We start from the raw sequence: 19,094 nt of genomic DNA on the forward strand, positions 1-19,094 counted from the left end.
GCCATGGCGGATCAAGGTAAACCTGCACTTAATGCGCGACCGGGAAAGATCGCGATGCGGCGAAGCGTTGCACCTTTCCGGCGCATTCATTGCCGCCCTTGCCCATTGCCCGATGGCGCAGGCTTTGACATGACGGGTGCCAGCGTGCCTTCCCACCTCCCCTCCGCTCCGCCCCGATCCCGCATTGACGACGCGAATGTGCGCGCCGTCCTCGGTCCGACGAATACTGGCAAGACGCATCTCGCGATCGAACGGATGTGCGGCCATTCGAGCGGAATGATGGGCTTCCCGTTGCGCCTGCTCGCGCGCGAGGTCTATGACCGGGTGCGCGCGATCAAGGGCGAAAAGGCGGTCGCGCTGATTACCGGCGAAGAACGGATAGAGCCGCCCGATGCGCGATATTTCCTATGCACGATGGAGGCGATGGACCGACTGGGCGCGGGAAAGAACGGGCCGCATGCTTTTGTCGGCATCGACGAGGCGCAGATCGGCGCCGATCCCGAGCGCGGCCATATCTTCACCGACCGGCTGCTAAACGCGAGGGGCCGCGAGGAGACGATGATCCTCGGTTCCGCAACGCTCGAGCCGCTGGTCAAACAGCTGATCCCGCGCGCCGAAATGGTCGATCGTCCGCGCTTTTCGACGCTGACCCACGCCGGACAGGCGAAGCTCTCGCGCCTGCCCCCGCGCAGCGCGATCGTCGCCTTCTCCGCCGAACAGGTCTATGCGATGGCCGAGGCGCTGAAGCGGTTTCGCGGCGGCGCGGCCGTGGTGATGGGCGCGCTTTCACCCGAGACGCGCAACCGCCAGGTCGAGCTCTTTCAGAACGGCGAGGTCGATTACATCGTCGCCACCGACGCGATCGGCATGGGCCTCAATCTGGATCTCAACCACGTCGCCTTCGCTGCGCTGACAAAGTTCGACGGACGGCGCAAGCGCCGATTGACGCCCGCCGAAATGGCGCAGATCGCAGGGCGCGCCGGGCGGCATCAACGCGACGGCAGCTTCGGCACGCTGACCGGCGGCGGCACCCGCACCGGCGCGCCGCTCGAACTCACCGAGGAAGAAATCTACGCGATCGAGGAGCATCGTTTCGCGCCGCTCACCCAGCTCTATTGGCGCGAGGCGGAGCCGCGTTTCGATACGCTCGATACGCTGATTGCCGACCTTGAAACGCGGCCCGAGCACGAGGTCTTGCGCGCGGCACCCGAGGCGATCGATCTGGCGGTGCTCAAGCGGCTTGCCGGCGAACCTATTGCCGACGACGTGCGAGGGGCGGGGCAGGTCCGCCGTTTCTGGGAAGCCTGCTCGCTTCCCGATTTCCGCCAGCTCGGCGTCGATCCCCATGCCCGCTTCGTCGCGCGCCTGTGGCAGGATCTGCGCGGGGGCTATCTCGGCGCGGACTTCGTCGCCGCGCGCATCGCGGAGCTCGACCGGACGCGCGGCGATATCGACACGCTGCAGGGAAGGATAGCGGCGATCCGTTCCTGGGCCTATATCTGCCAGCGCCCCGACTGGGTGCTCGCCCGCGACGAAATGGCGGCCCGGGCACGCGCGGTCGAGGCGCGGCTGTCGGATGCGCTGCATGCGCAGCTTACCGAACGTTTCGTCAATCGGAGGACGACCATTTTGATGAAATCGCTGGGACAGGATGGCGAAGCGCTGCCGGTCACGCTCGAGCCCGATGGGCGGGTCTGCGTCGAGGGGGAGGCGATCGGGCGGCTCGACGGCTTTCGTTTCGCGGTCGATCCCGACGCGGCGCTCGCCGATCGCAAGATGTTGCTGGCGGCGGGGGAAAAGGCGCTGCCCGCGATCCTCGCGCGACGGGTGGATCAATTGCTCGCCGCGGGGCAGGAGGACCTTGCGATCGAGGCGGGCTCGATTGCGTGGCAGGGCCATCCGCTGGCGGCGATCGAACTGCCAAACGATTTCGGCGACCCGCGCCTGACTTTCCCGCGCGAGATTGCTGCCCTGCCCGAAGCGGCGCGCGCGAAGCTCGAAGCGGGGCTGGCGGCGTGGCTGCGCGCCAGGCTCGAACCGCTTGCACCCTTGCGCAAGCTCGCCGAGGCGGCCCGCGATCCGAAGGCTGGCAGCGAGGCGCGCGCTCTGCTCATCACGCTGGTCGATGCGCGCGGCGTCGTCAGCCGCGAGAAGGCGGGTCTCGAACATCTGCCCAAGGAAACGCGGCCCTTCCTGCGGCGGCTCGGCGTCACTTTCGGCGCGCTCGACATCTTTGCGCGCGACCTGCTGAAACCGGCGCCGCGGCAGTTGCTGCATGCGCTGGGGCTGGACTCCCGCCCGTTGCAAGAGGCGATGTTGCCCGTGCTCGGCGAAGCAAAGGCGATCCCCGCGGGCTATCGCCTGGCGGGAACCCAGCTCATTCGCGTCGACCTGGCAGAGAAGATTTTGCGCTCGGCTTTCGAGGCGCGGGCGAAGGCTGGCGAAAAGGCGAAGGAACAGCGAGCCTTACGCTTTCGCGTCGATCTCGCTCTGCCGGTTTCGATCGGTCTGGAAGAAGAGAACGCCCGCCGCCTGCTCGGCAGCGCCGGTTTCCGCCTGCAACGCGCCCGCGGTCTCCCAGAGGAAGCTCAGGGCCCACCCGCGCCCGACAGCTGGACTTGGCGACCGCGCCGCGCCGGCGAGCGCGACAGGCCGCGCCGGCGCAAGGCGCGAGGTCGCGGCGCGCCGTCGCAAGACAAACGATCCAATGAGGGAGCGCGGCCCGGTAAAGGTCAGGCGCGCGGGAAACAGCGAAGCGGCAAGCATCAGCAAAGCAAGCGGCATGATAAGCGGCAGGGCAAGCCCGCCCCCCGCCACGATACCGGCCCCGCACGGGCGAGCGGCGCTTTCGACAAGCTGGCGGACCTGCTCAAGCCATGAACGCATCATCCGGCGAGGGCGCGAGGATGCGGCTCGATCGGGCGCTCGTTTATCTGCGCTTTGCCCGGACCCGCTCGATTGCGCGGCAGATGATCGAGAAGAGGGCCTTGCGCATCAACCGCCGCCGGGTCGAACGGGTCAGCGAACATGTCGCGATCGGGGACGTGCTAACCTTCATGGCTGGCTCGCAGGTGCGCATCGTCGAGGTGCTCGCTCTGCCCGACCGCCGCGCCTCGCCGACACTGGCACGCGCCTGTTATCGCGAGCTCGACCGCAGCTCCGATCGGAGCCTGGAGCAGGCACTTGACCGACAGGGTTAGTTCCCCTTAGCAGCGCGCAAGCAAAAATCGCTGCCCGGCCCGCCCGCTCGATTGTATATAGCTCCTTCATGTGTGGCCAAGCCTCACGCGGACCGGCCTTCTCCTCACGAAAGACGCTTTTAAATGACCTATGTCGTCACCGAAGATTGCATCAAATGCAAATACACCGACTGCGTCGAAGTGTGTCCGGTCGACTGCTTCTACGAAGGCGAGAACATGCTGGTGATCAACCCCAGCGAATGCATCGATTGCGGCGTGTGCGAGCCCGAATGCCCCGCCGAAGCGATCCTGCCCGATACCGAGAGCGGCCTCGAAAAATGGCTCGAACTCAACACCAAGTTCTCCGCCGAGTGGCCCAATATCACCGGGCAGAAGGAACCGCCCACCGACGCCGACGAGCACAAGGGCGAACCGGGCAAGTTCGAGAAATATTTCAGCGCCGAACCCGGTGAAGGCGATTGAATGGCACTGCGACCGGGTTGCGAACGGGAACGCGCCGGCCGGTTCGTCGGTTGAACGCAAGGTGGGCAATTATACGAAAATCGCTAAAGGGGCCTGGGCGCATGCGCAGGAGCACAATGCCGGGCTGCTTGCTGCCGGCATTGCCTATTACGCCTTCCTCTCATTCATTCCCCTGCTTGCCGCATCGATCCTCACCTACGGCGTAATCGCCGATCCGCAGACGGTAGCGCAGCACGCTGCGAGCCTCGCCGAATCTCTGCCGGCAAGCGCGAGCGACCTCGTCATCGAACAGCTGGACGCTATCACCGATCGGCGCTCGGGCACCAAGGGTCTGGCCCTGATCGCGGCGATCGCCATCTCGCTGTTCGGCGCTCGTGTGGCCGCCGGAGCGGTGATCAAGGCATTCAATGTTGCCTTCGAAGCGCGCGAAGGGCGCGGCTTCGTCAAGGCAAATCTGCTGGCACTGTGCATCACGATCGGGGCGATCCTGGCGGCAGGCTTGCTGGTCGCGGCAACCGCGCTGGTCGCGTTCGTCCTGCCGGGCAGCGGCGGGGCCTTTGCCAGTTTTCTCGCGGTCGGACTTGCCGGCCTTGGCGGAACGCTGCTCGCCTATCGTATCGTGCCCAATGTCGATCACGTGACCTTTGCCGACGCGCTGCGCGGTGCGATCCCTTTTGCCCTCCTCTGGATGATCGCGAGCGCCGGCTTTGGCTTCTACGCGTCCAATTTCGGCAATTACAACGCGACCTACGGTTCGCTGGGCGCGATCGTGGTGCTGCTGACCTGGCTGTTCCTCAGCGCCTATGCCCTGTTGCTGGGCGCGCATATCGCCGCCGAATCGCGCCGCGCGAACCGCTAGCGAGTCGCGACTCGCATTTTTGTTGCAATCGTGTTATATAATGTACCAACCGCGTCGGATGGTCCCGGCCGTGGCTCAGTGAGATTTGAAAAAGGCCAACACCCAGCAGCGAGATCGCGAGGACGGTATCGGTGCGGCCCCTGTCCCCCTTTCGCAAGGGAGAAGGTGGCGGCGCCAGCGTAACGTGTCCCGTGTCTGCCGGAGGCCGCGACGAAAGGAATACGCATGGCAAGCAATGCGCCCGCCTTCACCGTAGGCGACTATGTGGTGTACCCCAAGCACGGCGTGGGCCGTGTAATTGAACTGCAGAGTGAAGAGATCGCCGGCATGCAGCTCGAGCTCTACGTGCTGCGTTTCGAGAAGGAGCGCATGACCCTGCGCGTGCCCGTAAACAAGGTCGAATCGATTGGCATGCGCAAGCTGTCCAGCGACAAGACGCTCAAGGAAGCCATGGAGACCTTGAAGGGTAAGCCTAAGGTCAAGCGCACCATGTGGTCGCGCCGCGCACAGGAATACGAGGCGAAGATCAATTCGGGCGAGATCGTCCTGATCGCCGAGGTCACGCGCGACCTGTTCCGGCCCGAAGATCAGCCCGAGCAGAGCTATTCCGAACGTCAGATTTTCGAAGCCGCCTCCAGCCGCCTCGCGCGCGAGCTGGGCGCGATGGAGGAGACCGACGAGGCGACCGCGCTCGAGAAGATTCTCGAAGTGCTGCGCGAACATGCGCCGCAATATTACGACAATGACGACGACGACAAATAAGCGCGCCGGCGCCGCATAGGCCGCCGACAAATGCTGAAAATTGCTGAAGGGGCCGTTCCTGGTTTGGGTGCGGCCCCTTTTGCTTGTGCGGCGTTGGGAGGTGTATTATACGCGCAATACGCAAGGGGACATGGAGGAGTATCGACATGATGGGTAAAGTCTCTCGGTGGGTTCGTGCGCGCATGGCCCCGTTTATCGCACTCGGCATGGGCGCTGCCTTGTCGGGCTGCGCTTACATGAACGATTATGGCGAGGTAGGGGGTGAGCCTTTCGCAGAATTCGATCCCGGCGATAGCGCGCCGACAGCGATCGAGCTGGCGGGGCCGGACCGCGTCGTCATCGTCGACGGCGACGGGTTCGACATCGCACTCGAAGGCGACCGCGAGGCGGGCGAGGCACTGCGCTTCAGCCGCGACGGCGACACGCTGACCATCGCGCGCGACAGCAGCATCTTCGACGGGTCGGGACGCGCAACCGTAAGGCTGACAATGCCCTCTCCCCGCATATTCGAATTGGCCGGTAGCGGCACCATCGACGCCGACAGCCTCGCACCATCGGGCGACATTGAGATCGCGGGATCGGGTCGCGTGACCGTCGACCGGATCGTAGCCGACACGCTCGATGTCGAGATCGCAGGATCGGGCAAGGTCGCCGGCGCCGGCAGCGCACAACGTCTGACGATCGAGATCGCGGGATCGGGCGATGTCGATTTCACCGCTCTCACCGCCGACGATGCGAATATCGAGATTGCGGGGTCGGGCGATGTGCGACTGTCCTCGGACGGCAAGGTCCATGCCGAGATCGCCGGGTCGGGCGATGTCGTGGTGAGCGGTTCGGCGGATTGCTCGCTTGAAAGTGCCGGGTCGGGCACCCTTCGCTGCGACAACACGCGCACGGCAATGGGCGGCGCGGGCAAGTAAGCGCCGCGAGACGCGCAATCATTGCTTGCTTAGCGAGTATTGGAAGGCGAGGCTGACCCGATGGTCGCACGCCCCGCCCCGATACTCGCCGTTGTCGCGTTGACCGCGTTTTCGCTCACCCTGCCCGGCTGCCTGCTGCGCACCGCGGCGGATGTCGTGACCGCGCCGATCCGGATCGGCAGCAAGGCGATCGATCTCGCGACAACCAGCCAGTCTGAAGCCGACGAGAAGCGCGGCCGCGAGATCAGGCGGCGCGAAGAGCGCTTGGCCAAGCTCGAGCGACGCTACCGCGAAGAGCTTGAAGACTGCGAGGACGGGGACCGCGGAGCATGCGTGGATGCGCGCGCAACCTATGCCGAGATCGAGGAACTGCTCCCCACGATCCCGGTCGAGCCGCCCGAGGATTAGTCGCTGGCCGCCCGCCGCAACCGGTCGTTGATCGCCTGGCCGATCCCCTCATCAGGGATCGGCGCAACAGCAATGGCGGGCGACGGCGCCGCCGCAGCACGGTGCAGACATTCGTAAAGGCGTGCGGCCGCTTCGCTGAGATCGCCGTCTCGCGACAAGGTGCAATCCCCCGCAAGGGCGCCGAACCCGATGAGATATTCGTCGGGCGCCGCAAGCTCGGCGCCGAGCCGGATCGGCTTGCCCGGCGAATAATGCCGCGCGAGCTGGCCGGGCGCCTCGATACCATCGGAAGCCTCCTCTAAGTCCACTCCGAGTATCCGCGCCAAAGTCTCGCGGGTTACAGGTCCGGGACGCAGCAGCGACCAAGCGCCATTGTCGCGCAGCGCAACTATCGTCGATTCGAGCCCTGCCCGGCACGGCCCGCCATCGAGCAGCGGCGGACACGCATCGCCAAGCGAGCGGACAACATGGTCGGGCTGGGTCGGGCTGAGTTCGGCGCTCCGATTGGCCGAAGGGGCCGCGAGGGGGGTGCCGACTCGCTCGAGCAATCTCTGCATCACCCGGTGTTCGGGCTGGCGCAGCGCGATGGTCGGCAGGCCCGCCGTTACCGCCGCCGCCACCGATGCGCTTTCAGCCAATGGCAAAACCAGCGTCAGCGGACCGGGCCAGAACCGTTCGGCCAAATCCAGCGCGCGCCGATCGAACCGCGCCAACCTCTGCGCCTGGTCCAGGCCCTGCACGTGAACGATCAGCGGATTGAAGTCGGGCCGCCCCTTGGTCGCATAGATGCGCGCCACCGCCTCGGCACTGTCGGCCCGCGCGGCAAGGCCGTAAACGGTTTCCGTCGGCACTGCGACCAGCCCTCCGGAGCGCAGGATCGCAGCGGCCTCGCCGATGCCCCCCTCGTCGGGCACGAGCAGCTTTGCATGCTCGCCATGAGGGGCGTTCTTGCCGGACATGGCTTGCGCGCTATATCGGCGGGCACAGCTTGCCAAGCGCGAACCCGAAGGACTGCCCCGCCGTGACACCCTACACCCCGCCGACCCAGGAGCAATTGCTCGCCATCCGCGTCAATGCCGGGATCGAGGAACTCGCAAAGTCGGACAAATTCGCCCATGCCGAGCCCGATCTCGTCGAGGCGATCGTTGGCGGGGTCGGCGAGTTCGCCGCCGGCGAGTTCGCGCCATTGAACCGGGTTGGCGATCTCGAAGGGGCGCGGCTCGAGAACGGCGTGGTGCGCCTGCCCGATGGCTTCGCCGAAGCCTATGACGCCTATGTCGAACAGGGTTGGAACACGATCGCCAGCGCCGCCGAGCATGGCGGCCAGGGGCTGCCCTTCACCCTGTCGTGCAACGTCCTGGAAAATCTCGGCGCGGCGAACATGGCGTTCACGCTTCTGCCGATGCTTTCGGTCGGCGCGATCGAGGCGCTCGAACATCATGGCAGCGCGGATCAGCAGGCGAGATATCTGCCCGATCTCATCAGCGGCAAATGGTCGGGTACGATGAACCTTACCGAGCCGGCGGCGGGCAGCGATGTCGGCGCGCTGCGTTCGACGGCCGAGCCGATCGCCGAGGGGCCGCACGCGGGCAAATATCGCATTGCCGGCCAGAAAATCTATATCACCTGGGGCGATCACGAGCTGGCCGAGAACATCGTTCACCTCGTGCTTGCACGCCTGCCCGATGCGCCCGAAGGCTCGCGCGGGATCTCGCTGTTCCTCGTGCCCAAGTATCATGTGAACGACGATGGCAAGCTCGGTCCGCGCAACGATCTGCGGCCCGTCAGCCTCGAGCACAAGCTGGGCATCAATGCCTCGCCCACCTGCGTCATGTCCTATGGCGACAATGGCGAGTGCATCGGCGAGCTGGTTGGCGCGGAGAATCGCGGGCTCGCGGCGATGTTCACGATGATGAACAATGCGCGCATCAATGTCGGCAACCAGGGCGTGCAGATCGGCGAGCGAGCGACGCAACAGGCTCTGGCTTACGCGCTCGACCGGGTGCAATCGGCCAGAGCCGGTTCGCCGGACAAGACGCCGGTCGCGATCATAGAACATCCCGACGTCCGCCGCATGATCCTGCGCATGAAGGCGCTCACCGAGGGCGCGCGTGCGCTGCTCTATTACTGCGCCGGCCTGGTCGATCGCGGCACGATCGGCGATGCGGCGGCCAAGACGCGGGCCGAAATCCTGGTGCCGCTGCTCAAGGCATGGGGCACCGACGTCGGCGTCGAGATTGCCGGGATCGGAGTGCAGGTGCATGGCGGCATGGGCTTCGTCGAGGAGACCGGCGCCGCACAGCATTGGCGCGATTCGAAGATCGCCCCGATCTACGAGGGGACCAACGGCATTCAGGCCGCCGACCTCGTGACGCGTAAGCTCGGCCTCGAAGGCGGCGAACCCATGATTGCGCTGTTCGAGGAGATCGCCGGCGCGGCGAAGGACGAAAGCGCACTCGCCGCACTCGCCGCGGATTGCGCCGCGGTTGCGCGCTGGATGCAGGGCGAAGCGAGCCTCGACGATCGGCTCGCGGGTAGCGTGCCGTTCTGCACCATGGCCGCGGTCGCCGTCGCCGGGTGGCAATTGCTGCGCCAGATGGAAGCGGTGGCGGGCGGAGCAGCGCCGGCGCTCGCACAAAGCAAACCGGTCACCGCGCGCTTTTTCCTCGATCGCATCGTGCCGGAAGCGAGCGGGCTTAAAGCCAGCGCGCAAGCCGGCGCCGATCCGCTCTATGTGCTGCCGATGGACGCGCTTGCCGGCTGACGACGGCGCGCAGGCGTAAATTACCGCACGCGCTGCCCCGCCTGCTCGCGCAGATAATCCTCTTCGAAAGTCGCGCGCGGATCGACCAGTTCGCGCTGTGGCCGCAACGGCTCGCCGGTCACCTGTTCGATTGCCGCGCCCGCTTCGCTGTCGGGCGCGAGCGTGCGCCAAATGATGCCCGCCGTGTCGTCCGACACCAGCAGCGCGCCGTCGCTCGCCCATTCGACCCAGGTCGGGCGGCCCTTGGTGGTGCCGTCATCGTTTAGAAATCCGCCCAGCACCATCTCCGGCTGTCCCGTGGGATTGCCGCGCTCGTCGAAAGCGACGTAGACCACATCATAACCCGAAGGCGGCTTGCGGTTCCACGAGCCGTGCCGCGCCACGAAGGCGCCGCTCGCGAAGTCGCTTCCCATCCGGTGTCCCTCGGCGGTGAAGACGAAGCCCAGGGCGGCGACATGCGGGCCAAGCGCATATTCGGGATAGCGGGTATATTCGATCAGGTAGTTGGGCATCGGCGCCTCGACCCGGCGATCGATGTTGTTCTTGTAGTAGACCCAGGGCCAGCCATATTGCGCGCCAACCGGAACATTGGTGAGATAGTCGGGCACGAGGTCCGATCCCAGCATGTCACGCTCGTTGACCGTGGTCCAGAGCTCGCCCGACCACGGGCTGAAATCGAGGCCGTTGGGATTGCGCAGACCGACTGCAAAGGGCCGCGGACGCTCGGTATCTAGCGGCAGTTCCCAGATCATCGCGCGACCTTCCTCGACCGCCATGCCCGACTCGCCGATATTGCTGACCGAGCCGACCGCGACATAGAGGCGGTCGCCTTCGGGATGGACTTCGAGGTTTCGCATCCAATGGCCCCCGCCCGGCGCGAGATCCATGATCTTGCGACCCTCGCCCGCAACCTGCCCGTCGCCGAGCGCATAATCGAAGGCCAGCACCGCATTGTGGTTGGCGATATAAAGCGTGCCGTCATGCCAGCTTATGCCCGAGGGCGATTCCATGCCGTTGCTCGCATCAAGGATGGTCTGCCGAACCTCTGCGACCCCGTCACCATCCGCATCGCGCAGTAGCACGACCTCGTCCGCGCTCTCTCCTGCGGCGCCCGCCTCTGCGAATAACAGACCAGCGACCCACTCGCGGATCGTCGCGAAGATCCCGTCATCGCCTTGCGTTTCGACATTCGGCGCGCGGGTGAGGGTCACCAGCACATCGCCATTGGGAAGCGTATAGAGCACGCGCGGATGGTCTAGCCCTTCGGCAAACCTGTTGACGCTAAGCCCCGCCGCCGCGACGGGCGCCTCGCCCTCGTCCCAGCCGACGGGCTCGGCAATCTGGACGGTCGGGATCGTTTCCGCCTCGGGTGCCTGCAGGACCGGGTCGGTCCCCGTCACCTCGGCAACGGTCAGATCGGCGGTGTCGCCGCGCGACAGGAAGTAAAGCGCCGCGCCGACGACCACCACGAAGGCGGCCAGAGCGATTGCGAGTTTGCGAATGATGCCCATCTGAAGCGCGATAAGTGACGAGGGCACGGGCGACAACTGCTTAGTGCGCGCCGGAAGGGAGAACGCAGTGTACGACTTCAAAACCGAGGAGGGGCTCGCGGCGCCCGAGCTTTATCGTGAACTGCACAATGCGGCGGACGCACTGACGACAGACGAAAGCGACGCAGTCGCCAATATGGCCAATGTCGCCGCGCTGATGTGGGAGTTCATCCCGCAGCTGAACTGGGCGGGCTTCTACCGGATGGGCGCGACTGCGCGAGGCGAGAGCGAGCTGGTGCTCGGCCCGTTCATGGGGCGGCCCGCCTGTATCCGAATTCCGATCGGCCAGGGCGTGTGCGGGATCGCGGCACGGGATATGGAAACGCAGCTGGTGGAGGACGTCCATGCCTTTCCGGGGCACATCGCCTGCGATGCCGAGACCCGGTCCGAACTGGTGGTGCCGGTCGTCAAGGGCGGGCAGGTGATCGCGGTGATCGACCTCGACAGCCCCGACCCTGCGCGCTTCGGCCCCGAGGACGCTACCGGGATCGAAGCGCTCGCCGAGCTTCTGGCGGACCGGATCTAAGGTGCGGCATCTGATAGGGCAAGCGGGCGTGAGCGTTCCGAAACGACACAGTGGGCGCTGGGCGACTTGGTTCCTCGCAATTAGCTCTGGTAAACGGAAGACTAACGGATGCGCGCGCCAGATGTGCGCCCGGGTCATGCTGTCGTTCAGGGGAATTCGCGATGAACCATTCTTACGTGACGCGGACCGCGCTTCGCAGCGCCGCTTTCGCCAGCTTCGCGCTTGCCGCGACGATTTCTGCCCAAACTACAGGCGGTACCGCTCCGCTCCCCGCCACGAACACGCAGGATGTCGGAACCCTGCCGCCCGAACTGCGAAGCGCGCCGGTACCTGCCGAAATCACCGAAACGACGATCGATCCCGATGGTGTCGAGGTCATCACGCGGACGCGGCGGATCGAGCGCCGTGCACCCGTCGCGCCGGCCTATGAGGCCTATGGCATCGCCCCGGCTCCCGCGCCCTATCCGAACGCCGCCTATTCCTACGCACCGAACTACGCCTATGGCACCCCAGGTCAGGTCGTCACTCGTCAGCAATGGCTGGCGGAATGCGAACGGCGGATTGCCGGACGCAGCGACCGGGAGCGCGGCGGAATCATCGGCGGGCTGCTCGGCGCGATTACCGGCGGGATCATCGGCAACCGGGTCGCCGATGGCGATCGCCTGGCCGGCACGCTGATCGGCGTCGGCACAGGCGGTCTAGCGGGCGTATTGCTCGGCAATCTGATCGGCGGCGGCCGCGACGAAGAAGGCGAATATGACTGCGAAGCCGCGCTCGACGCCTATCTAACCCAGCCCGCCATCCCGACCCAGCGGATCGCGGCGCGCAGCATCACCGCGCCCGGCACGGCTGCGGTCTATGCGCCCGCACCCTACGCTGCCGCACCATATGCCTACGCACCTTCGTCCTATGCCTATGCCGGCGCACCCTACGGCTACACTTACGCGCCGGCGCAGCAGGTTTACTACCTGCCGGTTCAGTATCAGCAGCCGCAACGCGTCGTCGTGCGCGAAATGGTGCGCGAGGAAACGGTGCCCGGGGCGCGCCGGGTCATCCCCGCCCCAGCGCCGCGGCCGGTCTATATCAAGGGCAGCGAACCGCGTCCCATCAAGGGAAATTGAGGCGCCCTTAGTCCGGGCGGGCTGCCGCGATCGCCGGCGCTCCGGACTCCTCGGGCGGGGGCGCTTCCTCGTCCTTGCGCTCCAGCTTGACTGTGCCGAAGCGGATCACATCCTCGCCGCTTGCCAGGCGAAATCGGCCTCTTCCATCGGGCAGCGCAATCGCCCTCTCGACGCCGAGAGTGCTCGCTGCATCGCTTGCGATCCTCAGGCTGTAGGTGCCGTAGGGCACGCGCTGGAACAGGAAAAAGCCGTCGAATTCGCTAACCGTCTCCGCCGCGATCGCGCCGGCCGCGTCGATCAATTCGAGCCGGACGCCCGGCTGTTCCAGACCCGACGGGTTGTGGAGCGAACCCTCGACCTCGCCGGTCGGTGAAATGGCAAGTTCGAGCTGCGCGACCACGCCGGGACGCGGGGTCACCACGATGCCCTTCGTCGAAGGCGCGAGGAACGGGTCTTCGAGCGTGCTGGCATCGATCCCCACAAGGACCGGGCGGAACGGGCGAAGATCGTCAACGATCGCGCGGCCATTGGCCCCGGTGATCGCATCGGTGCTCCGCAGCCCGGCCTCGACCGCCACGTTCTCGAGCACCTCCTCGCCGGTATCGCGACGATTGTTGCCATTGTCGTCGCGATAGACGGTGACCGCGGCCTGGCCGGAGCGCGCGAGTTTGGTGTTCGACACGCGAATGCCCCCTGCCACTGGATCGGGCCCCAGGCTGAACGCGAGTTGCACCGCCGCGCCGACCCCGCCGCGTGTGGTCACGAACGCATCGCTGCGCAGCGAAACCTCGTCGAATCGATGGGTGTAGCCGGCGGTGAGGCGGAAGGCATCGATCCGCGCCGCATATTCGAGCTGACCTTGCAGCTCCGCATCCTCGCCCAGATCCTTGTCCAGTCGCACGGTCGCCGTCTCGAGGCCCGTTTGCGGTCCTTCGACCACGAATGTGGCATTGCCGCGCAGTCGGAAGTCACGGAAACGCGCATTGGCGAGCAACCGCACCCGCGTGTCGGTCCCCGCCGGGGCCAATGCGCCGACACTTCTGATCTGATGGCTCACCTGCGCCGATAGAGCGAAGCGGCCCGCCGTAATCGAGCTCGTCAGTAAGAATTCGTTAACCCATGACCCGTCGATGAAGGTCGAATGCTGGTATTCGCCCTGCACCGGGAGCGAAATCTTGCCGAGGCTCAGCGACGTGTCGAAGGTGAAGCCCGCGCGATAGTCGAGATTGCCCTGGGTGAACTCGCTGGTGAAACCGCCATAGGTGACGAGCGCATTTGCGCCGACATTGAACCGTCCGAAACGGCCGAGTGCCAGCAGCTCGGTGGCCGCACCGGCCCCGAGTTCATACGCGCCCGTCAATTCGAGCTGCATCCGGCCGAGCGAACGCATCACCCCACCCTCGACATATTCCCGCCGACGCCCGTCGAAAAACAGACTTTGCGCGGAGATCATCGCGCTGGTTCGCTGATCCAACCCGCGTTCGACGCCCACCCCCCAGCGCCATTTTTCGGGTCCGATCTGAATGCCGGTGCCAAGATCGAAAAGGTCGCGATTGGTCTCGAGTATGTGCGCCCAATAATAGGTCTGACCGGGCTCGATCTGGTTGAAGCCGACCGGCACCGAGGTGCGGTCCTTTCGGATCTGTCCCTGCGGACCATAGAGCACGACTTCGAGGTCGTTTCGCCCGAAGAACAGCTCGATTTCGATAAATTCGTAGCGTCCATCGCCGCGATCGTCCTGAAACGCGATTAGCTGGCCGTTGCGGTAGAGCTCCGCATCCCAACCGGCGGGCAACACCCCGCGCAGCGTGGTGGTCGAAAAGCGCGTGACCTGGCCGAGCGGGCGGTTGGTAACGAATGCACCGCGGCCGACCGCAGTCTGCCCGGTCAGTTGCCCCGGAACGCTCTCGACATCGCCGATCGCCACCTGCCGCGCGCCGAGCGGTCCCAGCAATTCGCCGTCGGGATCGTTGCGATATCCGCGAAAGCGCACCGCCTGCGGATTGAGCCGGTCGTCGGTCGCGAGGCGGGCGAAATAACTGGCGCCCAGCGCCTCGCCGGCGGCGTAGAGTTCCACCCGGCCCTGCGCACCATCGCGCCCGCCTTCGCCAAATTGCACCCCTGCTTGCGCAACCACGTCCAGCGACGGTGTGCGCCACGCACGATATTCGAGCGGCGCCTGCGGATATTGCGCGAGATCGAAATTGCGCGGCGCCTTGCGAAGTCGCGCGGCGCGACTTCTGCGCTCGATCGCCTGCATGAACGGCAGATCCTTGTCGGATTCGAGCCGCACCATCGCGTTATATAGGTCGGGTCGAAACGTGATGCCGAACCATCGCGACAGCGCGTTGGTGTCCACGCACCACCCCTCGGGCGTATCATAGATATCGGACGCTAGGGGCGCGCGCCCAGTGTTCATGTTTTGTACCGTACCGCTTACGCGGTCGATCGTGAATTCCTGATCTTCCGCGAACAGCCAGCCGGTTGCGCGGCGCGACTTCTTATCGATCCGGATTGGCAAGTCGAGCGACTGAATGACATCGGCGAGATCGAGGCAAATGCCGCGATCGGTCTGATACCCACGCACGTCGTAGGTCAGACGGTAGTTCTCGATGACGAGCTGCAGGAACAAAAAGTCGTCGTCGCTTGCTTGCCAGGCGGGCACCTCACCCGCTTCGTTGGACGAGGGCATCGCAGTCGCCACGCTATTTTGCGCTGCGACCGGTTCACCGGCCACCAATAGGCCGAGCGCCGCCGCAATGGACACGGCGGCGCTCAGCATTTTGGGCGGGAAGGACGGCATTGCGGAAACGAGAACGCGTTTGAAAATCGCGGCGTGCGATCAGCCCACGAAGCTGTCGACCGCGGCAATCAGTCCGCCGCCATTTTCGGGCATTTCGCGATATTCGATCCGCAACTGGCCGGAAAAACGCGCCAGTTCCGCAGGCGTCAGTTGAACGCGCAACTGGCGCTCGTCGAGTTCGGGATAGACGGCCACGCCGCGCAGTTCGACCAGCGGGTCGGCCTCGCCCGGTTTCATGACGCTCAGCACCCCATAGGTCGAGCTGTCGCCGGCGCGGCTGATCGAAAGGGCAAGTTCAGGGCCTTTATCGCCCTCGACGATGCGCGGCTGATTGATGGCGACCTGCGCCTCGACCCGGCCGTGACGCACGATGATCGGGATCGTCACGCCGTAGATCGGAATCAGCTGGATCGAGACGCCTTGTATAGGCGCCACTTCACCCGAAACCTCGCGCGGCTTCGGAATCGCCTTGAACGACATGTGGACCCGGTATTCGCCATCCGCAAGATCCGCTCCGGGACGAGCGGCAAGGCGCACCGCCTGGGGCTGGCCGGGCGGCAGGGTGATCCGGCGCGGGGCGTAGCGGATCATGTCCAGCGCAGCTTCCTCCGCCGCATTCGCCTCGGCTTTTTCGACGGGAACCAGGCGGCCATTGTCGAGCATGCGGCGCAGCTCGAGCCCGATCCGGTAGGTCGCTTCCTCGCTGCCGATATTGCTTAAGATCACCTCGGTGCCGCGCGAACCATCGAGCACGACGCGGGTCGGCGCGACGAGAAGATCGCCCTGCGCCTGCGCCGACACGGCGAATGTCGAGGCGCAGATGGAAAGCGCGGCGGCACCGGCCTTTACGAATTTTCCGAAAGAATTGAACGGCATCGAACCATGGCCCCCTTGAAATCGCACCGGTGGATCTCGCGTCCACTCCGGGTTCTTACGCAGCTTGGTAAGCGAGTAAGGTTAAGGGGAGTTAAAGACGCGTTTCACGCCGGTCGCGCGCTGCGTCTTGTTTGCGGCTATGCCCCTCCCCCGAGAAGTAAAGGCCGCGCCCCCTGCACCGGGAACGCGGCCTTCGTCTGCAAGGGTGGCGCGCGGCGCGCCGCCCCGACTTCGCTTAGGAATATTCGACCGACACGTCGAACGAACCGCTGAACACGCCCGCGGCTTCGCTGCCGTCGAGGGTGATCGTGCCGCCGACCGCAAAGTCGCCGTCGCCGTCGCCGTCGAGCGTGACTTCGGGACCGGTCCCGCCGTTACGGTTCGAGGTGAATGTGTTGAGAACGATCGCGTGCTGCGTCGCGGTCGCGGTGGTGTAGCTGGGGTGACGCAGTTCGACCGCCGCGGTGGGGAGGTTGATCGTCACCGCCGTGTTCGCCGTGCCATCGACGGTGAATGTCGCAACCGACGTCGTGCCCGAGCAGACGATGTCCGCATCGTCGCAGGCGAGATCGCCGTTCGCCGCCAGGGTCACGACACCCGCGCCGCTCACCACCATGGTGCCGAAATCGAGCGCATCGACATTGTTGAGCGTCAGCGCATCGAGCACTTCCGCGGTGGCATCTGCGCTGGCCGTGTTGGCCTGCGCGGCCGAGCTCATAGCGAATGCGGCGACCATGGCGACGCCGGCTGCGCCGAAGCGAAGTTGTTTGATCATTACGTGGTCCTTTTCAAGCGTGGTCTATACCCGTTGCACGCAGGATTTCTCGCGATGTCTGAATTGCGACTGTGCAAGGACCTGCCCCGCGCCGCGACATCGAATCGAAATCCGCCTGCCGAACGGGATACCCGCCCGTTCGCCGGGCCTAGGTAGCTTTACGGGGTTCTGCTTTCGTAATTATGTGAGGTTAATACCGAGATAATGTGTGCACACAGACGCATGGATTTCCTTTGGAAACAGGCGCTTGCAGTCTCGGATTGCAGCGAAAACGGGTTTAAAAGTCTCCGCCGGTCAATCGCTGGCAGACCAGGTCGAGCTGATCGAGCGAACCATATCGAATGGTGATCGCGCCCGATCGCGGATCGGAATCGGCCTTGATTCGCACTCTCAAGCCAAGAAATTCTTCGAGGTGCCGCTCGACCGCCGCGATGTCTGCATTCTGTTCGCGCGCAGCCGAGGTCTTCGCGGACGGAGCGGAACCGGGCTTATTTTCTGCCCCCTCCTCACGTGAAAGCGAACGGACTAGCTTTTCGACATCGCGCACGGACAAATCATCCGCCACCGCCCGCTTCGCCAAATCCAAGGCATCGTTGCGACCGATCAGCGCACGGGCGTGGCCCATCGAAAGCTTGTCCGCCTCGACGAGATCCAGCACGGGTTCGGGTAGCGCGAGCAAACGCTGCAAGTTCGCGACATGGCTGCGCGACTTCTCGACCATGCTGGCGATCTCGGCCTGCGTCATGTCCTGCTCTTCGGAAAGGCGCACATAAGCGCGTGCTTCCTCGATCGGATTGAGATCTTCGCGCTGGAGGTTTTCGATCAGAGCCAGCGCGACGGCGTCTCCATCCTCGAGATCACGCACCAGGGCCGGGACTTCGTGCAGTCGCGCTTTTTGCGCCGCGCGCCAACGCCGTTCGCCAGCGACCAGTTCGAAACGTTCGCCGCGGGGGCGCACGATGATTGGCTGGATAACGCCGCGCGCCGCGATCGACGCCGCCAATTCGTCGAGCGCCGTTTCGTCGAAATGCTTGCGCGGATTGTCGGGAAGCGGGTCGATCGCCGAAACGGGGAGCGAGCGCAGCGGCGATGTGGCGCCGCGGCCCGCCTGGCCATCGGCTTCGTCATTCCCTGCTGTTTGAGTGCCTGGCGCGACAAATGGCTCCTCGCGACGCGTTTCACCCAGCAGCGCGCCGAGCCCTTTGCCTAACTTCTGCTTGCGATCGGCGGGCGCGCGATGGGGCACCGAGAACCGGATGGGATCGGAAGGCGTGGTCGTCATGCAGCTTGCCTTTCAGGCGGAAACCGGCCGATCAGCTCGCGCGCCAGGGCGATATAGGCGCGACTGCCGACGCAGGAATGATCGTAAACGAGCGCAGGAAGCCCGTGGCTGGGCGCTTCGGAGAGGCGAACGTTGCGCGGAATGACGGTCTCGAACACCAGGGGGCCGAGGCAATCGCGGACATCGTCGGCAACTTGATCGGTCAGTCGGTTGCGCCGATCGTACATCGTCAGGGCGACGCCGATTATATCGAGCGATGGATTGAAGCGCTGCTGAATCCGCTCCACCGTCTGGAGCAGCTGGCTAAGCCCTTCGAGCGCAAAGAACTCGCATTGCAGCGGCACCAGAATCGAATCGGCGCCGCACAGGGCGTTGAGCGTCAGCAGCCCGAGCGAGGGCGGGCAGTCTATGAAGCAGATATCGTGCCCGCGATGCTTTTCGAGAGCATTCCGCAACCGCGCAGCCCTCTCCTCCACGGCAACCAGCTCGAGCTCCGCCCCACTAAGATCGACGGTCGCCGGGACGATGTCGAGCCCCGGAATGCCGGTCGCGATTGCGACATCATCGACCTGCGCTTCATCGATAAGCAAGTCGTAACTCGACATGTCGCGCACATCGGCGGCAATGCCGAGACCCGTGGACGCGTTTCCCTGAGGATCGAGGTCGACCAGCAAGGTTTTCCAACCGGTTGCCGCCATCGCGGTCGCCATATTGATTGCAGTGGTGGTCTTCCCCACCCCGCCCTTCTGATTGGCTATCGCAATAGTCAGCATGCAGCTGATCCTC

General features: G+C 65.1%; 17 protein-coding genes. 10 read left to right on the forward strand and 7 right to left on the reverse strand.

The features are described from left to right. Positions 1–255 precede the first annotated feature (255 nt). The 7 genes from V2I30_RS10845 (at position 256) to V2I30_RS10875 (ending at position 6,611) form a co-directional block, all read left to right on the forward strand. Positions 256–2,880: a helicase-related protein gene (locus V2I30_RS10845; RefSeq protein WP_330662366.1), complete on the forward strand. Its 2,625-nt coding sequence runs from the start codon at positions 256–258 to the stop codon at positions 2,878–2,880. Beyond that, entirely contained in the window at positions 2,877–3,200 is a 324-nt protein-coding gene (locus tag V2I30_RS10850) for a S4 domain-containing protein (protein WP_330662173.1), read from the forward strand. Before V2I30_RS10845 ends, V2I30_RS10850 begins: the two co-directional genes overlap by 4 nt. Before the next feature lie 123 nt (positions 3,201–3,323). Continuing rightward, a complete protein-coding gene (gene fdxA / locus V2I30_RS10855) occupies positions 3,324–3,662 on the forward strand; it encodes a ferredoxin FdxA (protein ID WP_330662174.1) in 339 nt (112 codons plus the stop codon). After that, on the forward strand, positions 3,649–4,521 hold the full coding sequence (locus tag V2I30_RS10860; protein WP_330662175.1) for a YihY/virulence factor BrkB family protein: 873 nt from the start codon (positions 3,649–3,651) through the stop codon (positions 4,519–4,521). The genes fdxA and V2I30_RS10860 overlap by 14 nt, the downstream gene beginning before the upstream one ends. A 225-nt stretch (positions 4,522–4,746) precedes the next feature. Continuing rightward, positions 4,747–5,283, forward strand: coding sequence for a CarD family transcriptional regulator (locus V2I30_RS10865; protein ID WP_330662176.1), 537 nt, complete (start codon positions 4,747–4,749; stop codon positions 5,281–5,283). Positions 5,284–5,465: 182 nt separating this feature from the next. Beyond that, a complete protein-coding gene (locus V2I30_RS10870) occupies positions 5,466–6,203 on the forward strand; it encodes a head GIN domain-containing protein (RefSeq protein ID WP_330662177.1) in 738 nt (245 codons plus the stop codon). Between the two features lie 60 nt (positions 6,204–6,263). Next, positions 6,264–6,611: a hypothetical protein gene (locus tag V2I30_RS10875; RefSeq protein WP_330662178.1), complete on the forward strand. Its 348-nt coding sequence runs from the start codon at positions 6,264–6,266 to the stop codon at positions 6,609–6,611. Here the strand turns inward: V2I30_RS10875 and V2I30_RS10880 are convergent. Next, entirely contained in the window at positions 6,608–7,570 is a 963-nt protein-coding gene (locus V2I30_RS10880; RefSeq protein WP_330662179.1) for an L-threonylcarbamoyladenylate synthase, read from the reverse strand. The two genes, V2I30_RS10875 and V2I30_RS10880, sit on opposite strands and share 4 nt — an antisense overlap. A 62-nt stretch (positions 7,571–7,632) precedes the next feature. On the opposite strand from V2I30_RS10880, the gene V2I30_RS10885 reads away from it, so the two are divergent. After that, positions 7,633–9,375: an acyl-CoA dehydrogenase gene (locus V2I30_RS10885; RefSeq protein ID WP_330662180.1), complete on the forward strand. Its 1,743-nt coding sequence runs from the start codon at positions 7,633–7,635 to the stop codon at positions 9,373–9,375. A gap of 20 nt (positions 9,376–9,395) precedes the next feature. On the opposite strand, the gene V2I30_RS10890 is transcribed toward V2I30_RS10885, so the two are convergent. Beyond that, on the reverse strand, positions 9,396–10,886 hold the full coding sequence (locus V2I30_RS10890; protein ID WP_442896931.1) for a PQQ-dependent sugar dehydrogenase: 1,491 nt from the start codon (positions 10,884–10,886) through the stop codon (positions 9,396–9,398). A 67-nt stretch (positions 10,887–10,953) separates the two neighbouring features. Here V2I30_RS10890 and V2I30_RS10895 point away from each other — a divergent pair, with 67 nt between their 5' ends. After that, positions 10,954–11,451, forward strand: coding sequence for a GAF domain-containing protein (locus V2I30_RS10895; protein WP_330662182.1), 498 nt, complete (start codon positions 10,954–10,956; stop codon positions 11,449–11,451). Positions 11,452–11,612: 161 nt separating this feature from the next. Beyond that, positions 11,613–12,572: a hypothetical protein gene (locus tag V2I30_RS10900; RefSeq protein ID WP_330662183.1), complete on the forward strand. Its 960-nt coding sequence runs from the start codon at positions 11,613–11,615 to the stop codon at positions 12,570–12,572. A 7-nt stretch (positions 12,573–12,579) separates the two neighbouring features. Here V2I30_RS10900 and V2I30_RS10905 read toward each other — a convergent pair whose 3' ends face one another. From V2I30_RS10905 to V2I30_RS10925, 5 genes are all read right to left on the reverse strand, one after another. Then, positions 12,580–15,339: a carboxypeptidase-like regulatory domain-containing protein gene (locus V2I30_RS10905; RefSeq protein ID WP_330662184.1), complete on the reverse strand. Its 2,760-nt coding sequence runs from the start codon at positions 15,337–15,339 to the stop codon at positions 12,580–12,582. A gap of 75 nt (positions 15,340–15,414) precedes the next feature. Continuing rightward, on the reverse strand, positions 15,415–16,251 hold the full coding sequence (locus V2I30_RS10910; protein ID WP_330662185.1) for a molecular chaperone: 837 nt from the start codon (positions 16,249–16,251) through the stop codon (positions 15,415–15,417). 235 nt (positions 16,252–16,486) lie between these two features. Then, complete coding sequence (locus tag V2I30_RS10915) at positions 16,487–17,026, reverse strand: DUF4402 domain-containing protein (protein ID WP_330662186.1); 540 nt, start codon at positions 17,024–17,026, stop codon at positions 16,487–16,489. Positions 17,027–17,303: 277 nt separating this feature from the next. Next, positions 17,304–18,308: a ParB/RepB/Spo0J family partition protein gene (locus tag V2I30_RS10920; RefSeq protein ID WP_330662187.1), complete on the reverse strand. Its 1,005-nt coding sequence runs from the start codon at positions 18,306–18,308 to the stop codon at positions 17,304–17,306. Further along, a complete protein-coding gene (locus tag V2I30_RS10925) occupies positions 18,305–19,081 on the reverse strand; it encodes a ParA family protein (RefSeq protein ID WP_330662188.1) in 777 nt (258 codons plus the stop codon). The genes V2I30_RS10920 and V2I30_RS10925 overlap by 4 nt, the downstream gene beginning before the upstream one ends. Positions 19,082–19,094: the final 13 nt, after the last annotated feature.

The sequence above is a fragment of the Erythrobacter sp. genome (assembly GCF_036351135.1).
Lineage (GTDB): Bacteria > Pseudomonadota > Alphaproteobacteria > Sphingomonadales > Sphingomonadaceae > Erythrobacter.

Excerpts from the sequence above, each read along its gene's own strand:
- V2I30_RS10890 (WP_442896931.1), bottom strand. The coding sequence starts at position 10,886 with ATGGGCATCATTCGCAAACTCGCAATCGCTCTGGCCGCCTTCGTGGTG.
- V2I30_RS10850 (WP_330662173.1), top strand. The coding sequence starts at position 2,877 with ATGAACGCATCATCCGGCGAGGGCGCGAGGATGCGGCTCGATCGGGCG.
- V2I30_RS10925 (WP_330662188.1), bottom strand. The coding sequence starts at position 19,081 with ATGCTGACTATTGCGATAGCCAATCAGAAGGGCGGGGTGGGGAAGACC.
- V2I30_RS10920 (WP_330662187.1), bottom strand. The coding sequence starts at position 18,308 with ATGACGACCACGCCTTCCGATCCCATCCGGTTCTCGGTGCCCCATCGC.
- V2I30_RS10915 (WP_330662186.1), bottom strand. The coding sequence starts at position 17,026 with ATGATCAAACAACTTCGCTTCGGCGCAGCCGGCGTCGCCATGGTCGCC.
- V2I30_RS10875 (WP_330662178.1), top strand. The coding sequence starts at position 6,264 with ATGGTCGCACGCCCCGCCCCGATACTCGCCGTTGTCGCGTTGACCGCG.
- V2I30_RS10845 (WP_330662366.1), top strand. The coding sequence starts at position 256 with ATGTGCGGCCATTCGAGCGGAATGATGGGCTTCCCGTTGCGCCTGCTC.
- V2I30_RS10880 (WP_330662179.1), bottom strand. The coding sequence starts at position 7,570 with ATGTCCGGCAAGAACGCCCCTCATGGCGAGCATGCAAAGCTGCTCGTG.
- V2I30_RS10865 (WP_330662176.1), top strand. The coding sequence starts at position 4,747 with ATGGCAAGCAATGCGCCCGCCTTCACCGTAGGCGACTATGTGGTGTAC.
- V2I30_RS10900 (WP_330662183.1), top strand. The coding sequence starts at position 11,613 with ATGAACCATTCTTACGTGACGCGGACCGCGCTTCGCAGCGCCGCTTTC.
- V2I30_RS10870 (WP_330662177.1), top strand. The coding sequence starts at position 5,466 with ATGGCCCCGTTTATCGCACTCGGCATGGGCGCTGCCTTGTCGGGCTGC.
- fdxA (WP_330662174.1), top strand. The coding sequence starts at position 3,324 with ATGACCTATGTCGTCACCGAAGATTGCATCAAATGCAAATACACCGAC.
- V2I30_RS10910 (WP_330662185.1), bottom strand. The coding sequence starts at position 16,251 with ATGCCGTTCAATTCTTTCGGAAAATTCGTAAAGGCCGGTGCCGCCGCG.